Source organism: Nonomuraea sp. MTCD27 (assembly GCF_041950495.1).
Taxonomy (GTDB): Bacteria; Actinomycetota; Actinomycetes; order Streptosporangiales; family Streptosporangiaceae; genus Nonomuraea.
The window spans coordinates 17,139-31,782 of record NZ_JBGNUW010000033.1; the positions used below are offsets into that span (position 1 = coordinate 17,139).

The 14,644-nt window shown below is 67.6% G+C and carries 15 protein-coding genes; 6 read left to right on the plus strand and 9 right to left on the minus strand.

Annotated elements, in window-relative coordinates; genetic code table 11:
- Positions 1–51 precede the first annotated feature (51 nt).
- Positions 52–540, minus strand: a complete 489-nt coding sequence (locus ACBJ59_RS55850) for a CAP family protein (RefSeq protein WP_375118124.1) — start codon at positions 538–540, stop codon at positions 52–54.
- A 416-nt stretch (positions 541–956) separates the two neighbouring features.
- Positions 957–1,175 carry a hypothetical protein gene (locus tag ACBJ59_RS55855; protein ID WP_375118125.1) on the minus strand — a complete coding sequence of 73 codons (219 nt, stop codon included), beginning with the start codon at positions 1,173–1,175 and terminating at the stop codon, positions 957–959.
- Between the two features lie 29 nt (positions 1,176–1,204).
- Between ACBJ59_RS55855 and ACBJ59_RS55860 the strand changes: the two genes are divergently transcribed.
- The 3 genes from ACBJ59_RS55860 to ACBJ59_RS55870 all read left to right on the plus strand — a co-directional run bounded on the left by ACBJ59_RS55860 (position 1,205) and on the right by ACBJ59_RS55870 (position 2,727).
- Complete coding sequence (locus ACBJ59_RS55860) at positions 1,205–1,441, plus strand: hypothetical protein (RefSeq protein WP_375118126.1); 237 nt, start codon at positions 1,205–1,207, stop codon at positions 1,439–1,441.
- Between the two features lie 468 nt (positions 1,442–1,909).
- The gene (locus ACBJ59_RS55865; protein ID WP_375118127.1) at positions 1,910–2,290 is read left to right on the plus strand and encodes a hypothetical protein; all 381 of its coding nucleotides are present in this window, start codon (positions 1,910–1,912) and stop codon (positions 2,288–2,290) included.
- Positions 2,291–2,388: 98 nt separating this feature from the next.
- On the plus strand, positions 2,389–2,727 hold the full coding sequence (locus tag ACBJ59_RS55870) for a MarR family winged helix-turn-helix transcriptional regulator (protein WP_375118128.1): 339 nt from the start codon (positions 2,389–2,391) through the stop codon (positions 2,725–2,727).
- 257 nt (positions 2,728–2,984) lie between these two features.
- Here ACBJ59_RS55870 and ACBJ59_RS55875 read toward each other — a convergent pair whose 3' ends face one another.
- Positions 2,985–3,569, minus strand: a complete 585-nt coding sequence (locus ACBJ59_RS55875; protein WP_375118129.1) for a helix-turn-helix domain-containing protein — start codon at positions 3,567–3,569, stop codon at positions 2,985–2,987.
- A gap of 38 nt (positions 3,570–3,607) precedes the next feature.
- Between ACBJ59_RS55875 and ACBJ59_RS55880 the strand changes: the two genes are divergently transcribed.
- Together ACBJ59_RS55880 and ACBJ59_RS55885 are read left to right on the plus strand one after the other, a co-directional pair.
- Entirely contained in the window at positions 3,608–3,895 is a 288-nt protein-coding gene (locus tag ACBJ59_RS55880) for a hypothetical protein (RefSeq protein WP_375118130.1), read from the plus strand.
- Positions 3,896–3,919: 24 nt separating this feature from the next.
- Complete coding sequence (locus ACBJ59_RS55885) at positions 3,920–4,963, plus strand: NAD(P)-dependent alcohol dehydrogenase (RefSeq protein WP_375118131.1); 1,044 nt, start codon at positions 3,920–3,922, stop codon at positions 4,961–4,963.
- Positions 4,964–5,000: 37 nt separating this feature from the next.
- Here ACBJ59_RS55885 and ACBJ59_RS55890 read toward each other — a convergent pair whose 3' ends face one another.
- The 6 genes from ACBJ59_RS55890 to ACBJ59_RS55915 form a co-directional block, all read right to left on the minus strand.
- A complete protein-coding gene (locus ACBJ59_RS55890) occupies positions 5,001–5,885 on the minus strand; it encodes a carbohydrate ABC transporter permease (RefSeq protein ID WP_375118132.1) in 885 nt (294 codons plus the stop codon).
- Entirely contained in the window at positions 5,882–6,814 is a 933-nt protein-coding gene (locus ACBJ59_RS55895) for a carbohydrate ABC transporter permease (RefSeq protein ID WP_375118133.1), read from the minus strand. The genes ACBJ59_RS55890 and ACBJ59_RS55895 overlap by 4 nt, the downstream gene beginning before the upstream one ends.
- 81 nt (positions 6,815–6,895) lie before the next feature.
- Complete coding sequence (locus ACBJ59_RS55900; protein ID WP_375118134.1) at positions 6,896–8,266, minus strand: ABC transporter substrate-binding protein; 1,371 nt, start codon at positions 8,264–8,266, stop codon at positions 6,896–6,898.
- Between the two features lie 176 nt (positions 8,267–8,442).
- Complete coding sequence (locus tag ACBJ59_RS55905; protein ID WP_375118135.1) at positions 8,443–10,533, minus strand: alpha/beta hydrolase; 2,091 nt, start codon at positions 10,531–10,533, stop codon at positions 8,443–8,445.
- 263 nt (positions 10,534–10,796) lie between these two features.
- Entirely contained in the window at positions 10,797–11,810 is a 1,014-nt protein-coding gene (locus ACBJ59_RS55910; RefSeq protein WP_375118136.1) for a LacI family DNA-binding transcriptional regulator, read from the minus strand.
- Positions 11,811–12,038: 228 nt separating this feature from the next.
- Positions 12,039–13,082 carry a LacI family DNA-binding transcriptional regulator gene (locus ACBJ59_RS55915; protein ID WP_375118137.1) on the minus strand — a complete coding sequence of 348 codons (1,044 nt, stop codon included), beginning with the start codon at positions 13,080–13,082 and terminating at the stop codon, positions 12,039–12,041.
- 177 nt (positions 13,083–13,259) lie between these two features.
- Between ACBJ59_RS55915 and ACBJ59_RS55920 the strand changes: the two genes are divergently transcribed.
- The gene (locus ACBJ59_RS55920) at positions 13,260–14,570 is read left to right on the plus strand and encodes an ABC transporter substrate-binding protein (RefSeq protein ID WP_375118138.1); all 1,311 of its coding nucleotides are present in this window, start codon (positions 13,260–13,262) and stop codon (positions 14,568–14,570) included.
- The last annotated feature ends 74 nt before the right edge of the window (positions 14,571–14,644 follow it).

The following is a 14,644-nucleotide window of genomic DNA, read 5'->3' on the forward strand; positions in this document are numbered from 1 at the left end:
CTTCGTAAGCTCGTGGATCGAGACCTTGCCGTCGCTGGTGCGGGCTTCGACTCAGGCGGGCAGGACGTTGTCGGCGAAAGCGCCTTCCATGTTTCCGCGCTCCTCGAAGACGAAGACGATGTACGTCTCGAAGTATTCACCCGGCTGCCCCGCGACCCGCGCGATGCCGACCTTGGTGCTGGCCTTCCAGACCAACTGCGTGAAGTGGCCGGCGCCGGAGGAGAACCGGGCGGCGGCGAAGTCGTAGGCGGCGATCTCGTCGTACCACTTCTTGACCGCGGTCGATCCGGGAAGGGCTTCAGCGTCGCCGCCCCAGAAGATGTTCTCGCCCGTCTGCGCGCGCAGGCCAGTGTGACCGGCCTTGAGCATCTCCTGTTCGGAGCGGGAGGAGGCCCGCTCCAACGCGTAGGCGTTGAGTTCCGGGTCCATCACCATCGGTGGCGCGTGGTGCTTGGCCCGGTAGGCGTTGGCTTCGGCGAGCGCCTCGGCCTGGAACTCCGGCGTGGTGGCGTTGGGCAGGGCGGGGCGTGTTCCTGTCATGAGACATCCCTTGAACAGCGCTAGGGCAGCCTGCCGCGTCACGATCGCTGCTCATCGTGTTTCACCGGCAGCAGACGGCTGCTCCTGCAGCCGTCTGCTTCGCATCGTCTGCCGCCCCGCGGACATCCACCAGGTATGACCCCTGTCCAACATCGGACACGACGCTGCTGGGCGCTCGGGCGCATTCGATTTCTCGGACCTGGAGCTTCGGGAGGCGGTGGGGGTGGGCCCAGGCGTGGCTCAGTGGCGGGGGGGTGAGTACACGCTCATTCCCCTGCCGGACGATCCGTGGAAGGCACTGGTCCTGCGCGGCGAGCGGGCCGCGTTCATCCAGTTGTCCGCAGCGCGAGCCGAAACCGGACCGCCCAACCCCCACCGACCTGGCCGACCGCCGAGAATCGGCAGATCAGGCGCCGCTACCCCATCGTGAAGAGCGCACGGATCGAGCCCACCGTCACACACTTCAAGGCCTTCTTCGTCACCGCCGGCACGACCGGCTCCCAGACGCTCACGCTGGAGACCTCGACCACGATCACCGTCGAGGTGGGCACGATCACGCAGATCCTCGCCGGCTTCAACATCGGCACGCTCGGCAGGGTGGAGTCGTTCGTGAACCGGACGGTCAAGAAGATCACGGCCTCCACCGAGCATCAACTGCGACCGGGTGGACCAGGGCGGCGGCGCGTACGCCCTGAAGTGGGTCGAGCGTCCTGGCGGGACGTACACGACGTACACAGTGATGGAGGAGGGCGCGATCCGTTGCGAGGACGCCGTCCCGCCGAACAGCCTGATGCGGCTGGCGCAGATCCAGCTGGGCTGCGACGGCGTCGCGGCCCGTGAACGGGCCGAGCGGCAGGCCGAGGCCGGCAGGCAGGCGAAGGCGAGCGAGCCGCCACGGTGATCGCCCCACTCGCCGTGCCGCCCGGCTTCGTCCGCGACTCCAACCTCTACCGGATCATGACCCAGGACCGGCTGCTGGCCTTCTACGACGCGTCAAGCAGCGAGGAGATCCGGCTTGAGGGCGTGACCAGCAACGCCCGGGGTTGTGGCGCATGTGCCAGGGCCCGCAGAGCAACGGCAAGACCGAGCACATCTTCATCGGCATGGGCATGGCCGACGGCACGGGCACCTTCCTCATCGAGCGAGCGTGAGGTTGGCCGGGAGCGGCCGGCGCCGCGGCGGCGTCCCCGCTCCCGGCGAATTGGGGGCATTCACCCGGGGAAGGGATGAGCGCGGCGGTTGTCACTCCTGCCGCTCCCAGGTCCTCCACGCCGGCATCAACGTCAAGAGGAAGGCGCTCGCCTTCATACACCCGCAACCCCGCGCCGCCGGCCTTCAGAAGTATATGCGTTTCGCATATACTTCTCCTATGCATTCGGTACTGGAAGCAGCCATCAACGAGTGGCATGAGAGCGTGAACGAACGCGACCTGGAGCGTTCAGCAAGGGCGGTCGGCAACCCGATCGTCGTCCTGGGCCCCAAGGGCGCCGGACCGATCACACCTGGGCAGTTCGCGGAGTGGGTGGAACGCTCTGGGATCACGTTGCGCCCGCAGTCGTGGCATCCGATCAGTGAACGCCTCATGATCGTGGAGGAGGATGCCACCTGGCCCGAGAGCAAGACGCCAACTCGAGTGGCGACGGTGTTCCGGGTAGCCGATGGAAAGGTGACGGCCGCCCTCCGGCTGCCCAATCTGAGGCAGGCGCTGGAGCTGGCCTACATCTGCCGCGAGATGGCGGCCACCGAGTGACCACTCCCGGGCCTGGACAGGGCCTCTTCGCGTTTGTCCGGTACTGGTCACGAAGGCCACAGGTCGGCAACCCCGAACTGGCCGAACGAGGCCGGCTCGTGCTCGTCGTCGAGGCCGTCCACGCGCTGACCCGACGGGAGGTCGCGGCAACGGTCAATGCCGTGGCCACGGAGATCGGCATCGACCAGAGCGGCGCGTCGCGACTGGTCAAGAGCGCAACCGAGGCCGGGTACCTGACCATGCAGGCACCGGACAGAGACGGGCGCCAGCGCCGGGCGACACTCACCGCGTCCGGCCGTACCATGCTGGATCAAGCCCATGACTGGCAGGAGCGGGTCTTCGACCAGCTGACAGAGGGCTGGAGCGAGCAACGACGCCGTGATTTCCAGCAGGCGATGACGGAGCTGATCGACCGGTCCTACGCGTTGGACCCATGACGTCGTCGTGCGAGCCGGGGCCGGTGCACTCGCCGGAGGTCCGGCGCGGGCACGGCGCGTTGTACGGCGGGCGTGCCGGCCGTATTCGTTCGTCGTCGCGCCGGAGATCAGCCGCACGTCGTGAACGGCACCGCTGGACGTGGGGCGGCGGGGACCCGGACGTGCTCATCGGACCGACGCCGGCTACGACGTCGGACCGATGAGCGTCCAACACGGCCGCACCTCGCAGCACAACGACCATCCGAACGCGCGGTGACTTACTGTTTGTCCGGCGTGGTGTGGAGGTGCATGCGTTCGCCTGGCCGGCCGAAGATGCTCAGGACTTCCGCGGGGCCCTCACCGGTGCTGCCGAACCAGTGCGGCAGTTGGGTGTCGAATTCGGTTGCTTCGCCTGTCCCGAGGACGAAGTCCTGGTCGCCGATGATGAGGCGCATACGACCGGACATGACGTACAGCCATTCGTACCCGTCGTGAACTCGCGGGTTCGGTGTTGACTGGTCGGCGGGAATGATGATTTTCCATGCCTGGATGCCGTTCGGCCGCCGAACGAGCGGAATCACGGTGCGGCCGTTCAGCTGTCGCGGCTTGAGCCGGATCCGGGGGTCGGCCACCTCCGGGGCGCCGACGAGGTCGTCCAGCGGTATGCGGTAGGTCTGGGCGAGTGGAAGGAGCAGCTCGAGGCTGGGACGACGCTGGCCGTTCTCCAACCGGGACAGCGTGCTCTTGGAGATGCCGGTGCGCTCCGACAGATCGGTCAGGGTGACACCTCGCTGGGTGCGGATCCGCTTCAGGCGCGGCCCTACCCGGTCGAGTGCCGCCGTGATCGCCGATAAGTCGTCCACCCGCTCATTCCACGGGCATTTCCCGTAAATGGCAACGAATGTTGTTGCCGCATCCGCGGGCGCGCACGCTGACTGTCAAGGACGAATACGACGTAGCGGTCATCGGCGGCGGGGCCGCCGGGCGCCAGGAGGTGGACGAGTATGGCGGATCTCCTGCGCTCCCCCACCTCCATGGGTACGAGGTCCGCGACCAGCCGATCGCGGTGCTCGGTGGGATCGCGGACACCGTCCAGCACGCCAAGCTCGTCATCTACGGCCTCATGCCACAGCTCCACCGACTTCGCACTCGGCTCGTCACCGGCCGAACCCGGCCATCCCGCTCGTGACTACACCCGACAAGGACGACAACCATGACCACCACTCGCAAGACCGCCGTCACACCGACGTACGCCCGCCCGCCGACCGGCGAGACGACGACCATGAAGGCGATCGTGCAGGACACGTACGGCCCGGCCGACCGCGTCCTGCGCCTGGCCGACGTCGACCGGCCCACCATCGGGGACGATGAGGTCCTGGTCCGGGTGCAGGCCGCCGGCGTGGACCCGGGCACCTGGCATCTCGTCACCGGCCTGCCCTACGTGATCCGCCTGGCGGGCTTCGGAGTGCGTGCCCCCAAGACCCGCGTCCGCGGCCTGGACCTGGCCGGGCGCGTCGTGGCGGTCGGCAAGGACGTCACCGGGCTACGGCCCGGCGACGAGGTGTTCGGCATCGGCGAGGGAGCCTTCGCCGAATACGCCCGCGCCCCACAGGACAAGCTCGCCCTCCGGCCGAAGAACCTCACCGCCGAGCAGGCGGCCGCCATCCCCGTCTCGGCCCTGTCCGCGCTCCAGGCCGTCCGCGACAGCGCGGACGTGCGGCCCGGCCACAACGTGCTGATCATCGGCGCCTCCGGAGGCGTCGGCACCTTCGCCGTGCAGATCGCCAAGGCCTTCGGAGCCGACGTCACCGGCGTGTGCAGCACGGCGAAAGCGGGCCTGGTCCGCTCCCTCGGCGCCGACCACGTCATCGACTACACGCTCAACGGCATCAGCGACGCCGGCCGGCGCTACGACGTCATCCTCGACATGGGAGGGAACCGGTCGCTGACACACCTGCGGCGCGCCCTCACCCCGCGCGGCACCCTCGTCATCGTCGGGGCCGAAGCGGACGGACGATGGATCGGCGGCGCCGCCCGCATGCTGCGGGCGCCCCTGCTGTCGCGGCTCGTCCGCCAGAAGCTGGTCACGCTCGTCAGCTCGGAGAACGCACGCGACCTGCTCGCTCTCACCGAACTCATCGAATCCGGCACGGTGACGCCCGTCCTGGACCGGACCTTCCCCCTGCACGAAACCCCTGCGGCCATCGGTTACGTACGGCAGGGGCACGCCCGAGGAAAAGTCGTCGTCACCGTGTGACCGGCACAGGTCGATGGCCTGGAGGACCGGCGCCGGCCTACCTCAGGCCACCGACGGACAACCCTCCCCGCCAGTGCCGCTGCAGCGTGAAGAAGGCGATGACGAGGGGGATGACCGACACGAGCGCGCCCAAGATGATGAGGCTCCAGAGGGAGGTGCTGCCCGCGTTGTTCGCCGAGGCGATGCCCTGCCAGAGGCCGAGTCCGACGGTGACGGGGAAGAGGCGGTTGTCGGAGAGCATGGCGAGCGGCAGGAAGTAGTTGTTCCAGGACGCCACGGCGGACAGGAGCAGCACCGTGACCACCGCCGGTCGCATCAGGGGGAATGCGACCTGGAGGAAGGTTCGTATCTCACCCGCGCCGTCGGCCCGCGCCGCGTCCAGGATCTCGTCGGGCACGGCGTCCCGCGCGTACACGTGCATCAGGTAGACGCCGAACGGGTTGAGCAGCGACGGGAGGATCACCGCCCAGATCGTGTTGGTCAGGCCGAACTCGGAGAACATCATGAAGGTGGGGATCACCAGGGCGGTCGCCGGCACCATCAACGCGCCGAGCACGAGCGAGAAGCTGAAGCGCCTGGCGGCGAATCGGTATTTGGCGAATCCGTAGCCGGCCATGACGGCCAGGACCGTGGCGCCGACGCCGCCCGCGAATGCGTACAGCGTGGAGTTGAGGATCCACCTGCCGTAGATCCCGTTGTCATAGGTGAACAGTTGCTGGAGGTTGCCGAAGTAGTCGATCCGCTCGGCGAACCACAGGGTGTTGCCACCGCCGAACAGGCCGGGGGCGTCCTTGGAGCTGTTGACGATGACCCACCAGAACGGCACGAGGAAGTACACGACCAGGAAGCCGACGAGCACCTGCAGGGGGAGGTGGCGTTGCGGCCGGCGGCGGGCGCCGAGTTTGGCGCGGTCACTTGTCACAGGAAGCTCCTCCGCTGGCGGGTGAAGAACAGGAAGGCGTAGACGCCGACGAAGACGATCCCGCCGAGCGCGAAGGAGATCGCCGATCCGTAGTTGAAGTTCGCGAGTGCGAATGCCTGCTGGTACGCGTACATGTTGGGGGTGAAGTCCGGTCCGATCGTGCCGGCCGCGAGGGATCGCAGGATTTGCGGTTCGTTGAAGAACTGCAGGGTGCCGATGAGCGAGAAGACCAGGATCAGGAGCAGAGCGGGGGCGATCAGCGGGATCTTGATCCGAAGCGCGATCTGCCATTTGCCGGCGCCGTCCATGCGGGCGGCCTCGTAAAGGGCCGGATCAATGCCCTGGAGCGCCGCGTACAGGATGATCATGTAGTAACCGGCCCACTGCCAGGTGACGACGTTGACCAGGCCATAGAAGATCAGGTTGCTGCTGAGGAAATCGGGCGGGGTGGTGCCGAGCCAGCCGAAGATGTCGGAGAGCGGCCCGAAGCTCTTGCTGTACAGGAACCCCCACATGACGGCCCCGATGACCGTGGGAATCGCGTAGGGAAGAAAGATCATGAGGCGGGAGAAGCGGGTGAACATGGAGGTCACGGCATCCAGGATCAGGGCCAGCGCGAGGGCGACGATGATCTGCAGCGGGATGGAGACCAGCGAGAAGCGGATGACGAACCACGATCCGGAGAGAAAGCTCGGGTCGGTGAACGCCTTCACGTAGTTGTCGAGGAAGACGAAGCTGGTGCCGCCGATCAGCTTCTTCTGGAAGAGGCTGAGATAGAGCGCGTACGCGAGCGGCGCGATGAGCAACGCCAGGAAGACGATCCCGAATGGCCCGACGAAGAGCCACCCCATCAGATGCTCACGAAGGCGCACCTTGCCGCGGATCCTGTGCGTTTTCTCCTGGGTGCGTCGTGCACTCTTCTCGATCATGATGGTCAACCTGGACTCCGAGCTCTCTATGCCGGGGATTGCAGGCGGGCCGCCCTGGTCGAGGACGGCCCACCCTTGACGTCACTGAACGGTGAAGCCTTGCTCTTTGGCGTACTTCGCCACGTCCTCCTGGAGCCGGTCGGCGGCCTGCGCTCCGGTGACGGAGCCATCGATGAGCGCGCTGACCTGCTTCGTCATGGCGTCGAAGTAGTACTGGCCGAACGGGCTGTAGGTGACGCCCTTGTAGGCGTTCGCCGCGGGGACGTAGACCTCCTTGTTCGCCTGCTGGCCGTCGAAGAACGCGACCTTCAGGTTCACGAATTCGGGGTCGTTGAGCGCCTTGAGGTTCAGCGGGAAGATGATCTGGTCGGTCCAGCCTTGGGTGAGCGACTCCTTGTCGGCGTAGAGGCCGTACGCCACCTTCGCCGCGAGTTCGGGGTTCTTCGCCTGGCTCGTCACGGAGAAGGCTGACCCGCCCCAGTTGACCTGCACCGGGTTGTCGGCATCCCACTGCGGCAGCGGCGCCACCGCGAACTTGCCGGTGTCCTCGCCCTTGCCGACGCCGGCACCGGTGAGATAGCCGGGCGCCCAGGCCGCCGAGATGTACGTCGCGTACTTACCGTTGATCACACCGGAGATGTACTCCGGGGTGAACTGGTCCTGCGTCCCGACCAGCCCCTTCTGCGCGAGGCGCCCCCAGTAGTCGAGCACGTCCTTGGAGGCCTGGTCGTTCAGCTTGACGCCGATCGAGCTCTGCTGCGCCGGGTCGTAGGTGAACGGGGCCGCGCCCTTCTGGATCTGCAGTGCCATGGTGAGGGCCGACACGTTCGCGGCGAAGTCGCCGAACACCGGGCCGCCCGCGTCCTTCATCTTCTGGGCCGCCTGCTCATACTCGGCCCACGTCTTCGGCGGCGTGATGTCGTACTTCTTGAAGATGTCCTTCCGGTAGATCATCGCCATCGGACCGCCGTCGACCGGCACGCCGTAGACCGCGTCACCGACCGAGACGTCCTTCCACGCGCCCTCGCTGTAGTCGGCCTTGACCGCGTCGAAGCCGTACTTCTTGATGTCGACGAGCGCTTTCTGGATCTGGAAGGTCGGGATCCGGTCCATCTCGATCATGATCACGTCGGGTGCGCCGGTGCCCGCCGAGATGGCCGTCTGGAACTTGTCGTACTCGTCGCTGCCCTGGCCGACGTTGGTCCAGCAGACCTGCACCTCGCCGTTCTGCTTGTTGAAGTTGTCGACGACGAACTGCATGTTGGGGTACCAGCCCCACATCGTCACGACCGGCAGGTTCTTCTTGGGGATGGTGTTCGTGCAGTTGCTCGCGCCGCTGCCGCTCGCGGTGTTCGAGCCCCCTCCCCCGCCGGAGGAGCAGGCCGCGAGCACGCCGGCGAGCACGGTCGCGGCGGCGAGCTTGGCCGCCGCGGAGAGCCATTTCTTGTTCATTGGCATTTTCCCTTGGGGATCGCGGCGCACGAGGGTTCATGCGTCGCCGTCGAAACGAGTGATCGGCCGGGACGGAGCACGGGTGACGCGACCCGCGCTCCGTCCTTGGCACCGATCCTCATGTGAGCGCTAACAAACCGCGCGTCCAGCGGCGAAGGCCGGGCGGACGGGCCTGCCTAGCGCTTGAACAGGCGTGGTGCCAGGTCGATGAGGTTCTTCTGCCACACGTCCCACCCGTGCGGCCCGGGGGTTACCCCGTCGAACTCGTAGCGGATACCGAGGTTGGTCAAGGTGGTCAGGGACGTCATGAAGGACGGGTAGACGAAGTCCGTCTGGTCGCCGACGTACAGGCGCAACAGCTTCGTGCCGCTGTTGATCGCCCCCGCGTCGACGCCGGCGGGGCTGCCGAACCCGGCGGAGAACGCCCCGACGTAGGCGAACTGCCCCGGGAAGGCCTTGAGCACGCCGAACGTCTGCCCGCCTCCCATCGACAGGCCGGCGAGGGCCTGCTGCGACGGGTCGCTGGAGATGTTGTAGCGGGTCCGGGCCGCCGGTGCGAGGTTCTCCAGCAGTTCCTTGTTGAAGTCGGGCACGTTGCCGTTGCCCATCACGACCACCATCGGCACCAGGTCCCCGTCGAGGAACTGGTGGTCGAGGATCTGTTTGGCGCGTCCCATCTCGACCCAGTCCGTGTAGCTCTGGCCGCCACCGTGCTGGAGGTAGAAGACGGGATACGGCTGCGCGCGGTCCGGGTCGTATCCGGGCGGGGTCCAGACCAGCGCGGTCCGGTCCTGGTTCGCGACGGCGCTCCGGTACGTCATGCTCTCGACCTTTCCGCCCTGGCCGGCGGGAACGTCCGTGAGCAGGCGCGCCTTCTCGCCACGGATGAGGAAGGTGCTCCAGGTCGGCTCGGTGGTCACCTTCGTCGGGTTCGACGCGTCCTTGACCGCGACCCGGTCCACCATCACCCGGTAGTAGTAGAACCACGGGTCGAGCGGCCCCACGGTCGCCCGCCACCGGTCGCCCGCACGAGTCAGCGGGATGCGCAGCCAACTCCCGTTGGGGGCCCAGTTCGCCCACACCTTGACGTGCTGAGCGTTCTGGAAGTCCGTCGTGGTCTCGAAGGTGACGAAGCCGTCCTCGGTCACGAACGGCGTCGGGGTGGTGCCGGGCGCCGGCGGGGTGAACTCGCCCTTCAGCCGCCCGTGACCGGCGCTCGGACCGTGATCCGACACCCTGCGGAATAGCCTCGGCACGAAATCGATCAGGTTCTCCTGCCAGGCGTTCCAGTTCGCCCCCGCGTCGGGGTTGACGCCGTCGAACTCGTACGCGATCCGGGCGCGGTCCAGCGCCTTCGTCAGGCGGTAGGTCGCGTTGTAGGCGGGATCCGTCACGTTCCCCGTGTACAGACGCAGCAGCTTGACCTGGCGGTTGATCGCGTTCGCGGCCGCACGGCCGACGCCGTCCGCCTGGAGACCCGAGAACGAGCCGGCGTAGGCGAACTGACCCGGCCGGGTCAAAGCGGCCCGCACCGCCCGCGTCCCACCCTCGGCCACACCGGCGATGGCCTGGTACGCCGGGTCGTGATGGACGCGGTAGCGGCCCGCGACCGCCTTCCGAAGATCGTCGTTCGTCCCGTCACCGTCGCTGATCACGACCACCATCGGCTCCATGGCCTTCCGGAGCGACAGATTGTCGAGGATCTGCTTGGCCCGGCCGAGGTCGAGCCAGTCGGTGGCACTCCCGCCGTCGCCGGGCTGCAGGAACAGCACCGGGTATGCCTTGGGGCCCTTGGCCGGGTAGCCGGGTGGCGTCCAGACCTGAGCCGACCGCTCCTCGTTCCTGGTCGGGTAGGTCAGGGTCTCGACCTTGCCGCCCTGCCCCTGAGGCGCGTCCGCCAGCAGGCGCGCCGGCTCGCCCGGCACGAAGAAGGTGCTCCAGAGAGGCTTGGACGCCACGCCGGTGCCGTTCGTCGGGTCCTTGAGACCCTTGGTCTCATCGCCCGTGACCTGGTAGTAGTACAGCCCCGCCTTGAGCGGGCCGAGGACGCCCGAGTAGACGTCGCCCCGGCGGGTCAGCCCGAACTCCGCCCAGGTGGAAGAAGGGCCGAAGTTCCCCTCGATGACGACCTGCGACACCTGGCCCGCATTGGCCTCGATGTAGCTCACCGGGACGCTGAACGACGCGTAGCCGTCCTCGGAGACGGTCAGCCACGGCGTGTCCGCCGCCGCCGGCCGCGGCGCGAGCAACATTGCCGCGATCAGCATGACTCCGGCGGCGACCGCCGCCGAGAGTCGCCACACGCCCTGGGGGCGTGAGCTGCCATGATAAAGTAATGAAGGCATGCAAAACTCCCTTAATGGCCTGACCACGGTTTGATGCCCGAGTGGCAGGCCTGATTCAGCGGTGGATCTGTTGTGGGTTTGGTATCCGCACCTCCTTCCGTCATGGGTTCGCGTGCCCACCTGATGTTCGTTGCCGCGAACGTCAGGTGCGTCGAGACGCCGTACCCGTGGGTGGCGTCCTGGTCTCAGGGAGTTCTCGGTGCCGCGGTGGAGCCGCGCACCACCAAGCGGGTCGGGAGCACGATCTGGCTCGGGCCCTCCCAATTGCCGCGCACCAGCGACTTCAGCATGCGCGCGGCCTCGTATCCGAGCCAGTACATCGACTGGTCCACCGTGGTCAGCCCCGGCTCGGCCAGCGCTGACTCCGGAATGTTGTCGAAGCCGACCACCGACAGGTCGCCGGGGACGTCGAGCCCCAGGTCCTTCGCGACCTCCAGCGTCTTCAGGGCCATTCCGTCGCTCGCCGCGAAGATCGCTGTCGGTCGGTCCGCCCTGTCCAGCAGCGCACGCGCGAGCGGTGCCGCGGACTCGGGATTGAAGTCCCCTCGTGCGATCAACTCCGGATCGGCGGGAACACCGGCTTCGGCCAGCGCCTTCCAGTAACCCTCCTCGCGCGACCATGCGGCCGCCAGGCTGGACCGGCCCGCGATGAATCCGATGCGCCGATGTCCCAGGCCGAGCAGGTGCTCGACCACTGTGGTGGCACCCGTGAGGTTGTCCGCCGTCACCGACGGCACCGTCGAGCCCCTCGCCGGATCGATGATCACGACCGGCGTGCCGCTCCGCACCTCGCCCGAGGGGGTGACCACGATGCACCCGTCCGTGAGCGTGCCCGCCAGGCGGGCCAGATGCCGCTGCTCCCAGCCCTCGGAATAGGTCCCGTAGAGATCGCTGTTGGCGTAGATGATCAGGTCGAAGCCCGACTGGCTCAGCGCGTCCATCACCCCCTTGAGCACCTCAGCCGTATAGGACTGGAAACTGTGGGTGACCAGGCCCAGAACGTCGGTGCGGCTGCGCCGCAGGCTCGTCGCCACCAGACTCGACTCGTAACCGAGCTGCTCGATGGCCGAACGGACCTGCTCGATGGTGCTCGCACTGACGCCGTAACGCCCGTTGACCACCCGCGACACGGTCGCGGTCGAGACACCCGCTAATCGCGCGACATCACTCATCGTCACCGGCGCGCCGCCATTGGCCATGCCGTCCTCACACGTTGCAATCGTTATCGGTTACGTTTGCAGCGCAAAGGTAAGCGATCACGAATGCAGAAACAAGACCTTTTCGGTCGGCCCGTACATCCGGTAGAACAGTGACCGGATTGCGCGAACCGGAGCCGGGCCGCCGGCGGTGCGGTGCCCGTGCGGCGCCGGAACGGCGTGCACCACTGCTGGGCTGCGGGTTCGCAGGGCGATCGAGCTGCTGGGTGCTCAGGACGACGGCGCGGGACCCGTCGAGTCGCGGACGCTCAGGGTCGTCGCGAGCTGGAGGTGCCGGGAGGCGGGCTGCACGCCGTCCGCCATGCCGAGGACGGTCTCGACGGCCATCCTGCCCATGCCGACGAGAGGCTGCCGGACGGACGTGAGCCGGGGCGTCGTCCACTGGGTCTGCGGCGTGTCGTCGAACCCGGTGACCGACAGCTCGCCGGGGACGGAGATGCCCAGCTCCTTGGCCGCCGCGAGGACCCCGACGGCGATCTCGTCGTTGCCCGCGACGATCGCGGTCGGCCGCTCGCCGAGCGAGAGGAGGTCATGGCCGTGGCGCTGCCCCGCCTCGACGGAGAACGCCTCGTGGCGGACCAGCGCGCGGTCCGGCGCGATGCCGGCCGAGTCGAGCGCGGCCTGGTAGCCGTGGAAGCGTTCCAGCGAGGGGGCGGAGCCCAGCGGCCCGCCGATCCAGGCGATCCGGCGGTGGCCGAACCTGATGACGTGCTCGGTCGCCGAGCGGCCGCCCGCCCAGTTGGTGGAGCCGATGCTGACGAGGCGTGACTCGGTCGTGTCGATCGGGTCGATGGTCACGACGGGCATCTCGACGTCCTCCGCGGCGAGGAGCAGCGGGTCGGGCACGGCGACGGCGAGCGCGATGATGCCGACCACGCCGGACGCCTTCTCCTCCTCCAGCCAGGCACGGGCCGCCGTGCGGCTCGTGCTGACCGGTTCGTCGGGCGGCAGGCGAAGGAGGAGCTCGGCCTGCGCCGAGGTCGCGGCCACGAGGATCCCCTGCAGCACCGTCCCGGCATAGCGGGACTCGACGATGTCGAGCACGGTGACCAGGGTGCGATCCCGTGTCTGCTCGTATCGCGCCGCCGTCGGCTTGTAGCCGATCTCGGCCATGACTCCGAGGACCAGCTCGCGCGTCTTCGCCCCCACATCGCTGCGCCCGTTGAGGACCTTCGATGCGGTCGTCGGCGAGACACCGGCCAGCCGGGCGACATCCGCCAAGGTGGCTCGCTCGGAACGACCTTGCCGTCGCATCAGGGCTCCTCTCCAGGCGCTACGAAATTGTTTCGAACCTACCACGAACCCTGTTCCCCGGGTTGCCGCCAGGTGTTCACCCGTTGACACGGAACGAACGCGGCACCTAATGTCCTCGCAACAACGAACAAGTTGCGAAATATTTTCGTAACCAGCTCAGGACGAGAGGAGAGGCCCATGCGGCTCTCCCAGAAGGTCAGGCTCCTTTCCGCGGTGCTCGTGCCGATGCTCGCGCTGACCGCATGCTCGGGCGGCGGCAGTGCATCCGGCACCGGCGGCGGTACCGGACAGGTGAAGCTCACGGTCTGGAGCTGGGACGGCACCGTCGAGCGGGCCGTCCCCGGATTCCAGGCCGCGAACCCGAACATCAAGGTCGAGGTGGTCAACGCGGGCTCGTCCCAGGACGAGTACAAGGCGCTCGACAACGCCATCCAGGCCGGTTCCGGCGTCCCTGACCTCGTGATGTTCGAGTACTTCGCCGTGCCCTACTTCGCCGTTCCTGGCAAGCTCGCCGATCTCGGGGAGCTCGGCGCCGAGAAGCTCAGGCAGGACTACGTCCCGGCCGCGTGGAGCGATGTGACGGTCAACGGCAAGGTCTACGCCCTGCCGTCCGACTACGGGCCGTCCGCGATGTTCTACAACGACGCCACGCTCAAGAAGGCCGGCATCGACGAGCCCCCGGCCACGTGGGACGAGTACTACGAGGCCGCCAGAAAGGTCCGCGCGCTCGGCGACGACTACTACATCGCCCAGGACACGGGAGACATCTTCTTCCTGCTCTCGCTCATCTGGCAGGCCGGCGGTCGCCCGTTCAAGGTGGACGGCAACAAGGTGCACATCGACTTCACCGACGCGGGCACGACCAAGGCCGTGGCCTTCTGGCAGAAGATGCTCGACGAGGGCCTGATCAACACCAAGATCACGGGGTGGTCCGACGACTGGAACCGCGCCCTCAACGACGGGACCCTCGCCACCCAGACCATGGGAGGCTGGCTGACCTCGACGCTGCCCGAGCGCGCGCCGCAGGCCGGCGGAGACTTCAGGGTGGCCCTGATGCCACAGTGGCAGCAGGGAGCCAAGGTCGGGGCGGCCAACGGCGGAAGCTCCTTCGGCATCCCGGCCGCGGCCGAGCACAAGGAAGCGGCTTTCAAGTTCCTCGAGTACTTCACGCACGGCGGCGGTCTCTCGTCCCGCGTCGAGGCGGGCGCCTTCGTGCCGAACATGTCGGTGCTGGAGAACGAGGCGTTCCAGAGCAAGGCCAACAAGTACTTCGGCGATCAGAAGGTCGGCGCCGTGCTGGCCGAGGCCTCGGAGATCGTCGGCAGCGGCTGGCAGTACCCGCCGTTCTTCGAATGGGCGCGCTCGATCTACGGCGACCTCGCCTCGCCGTTCTACACCACGGGCAAGGGCTCGCTCGCCGAGATCCTCGAACAGTGGCGGCAGCGCTGCATCCAGTACGGCAACGAGCAGGGCTTCGAGGTGAGCTAGCGGCTCCTCATCCGGGCGGGGGCCGTTCCTCCTGCGGCGACGGCCCCCGCCGCATCACCACCGGTGCGGAAGCG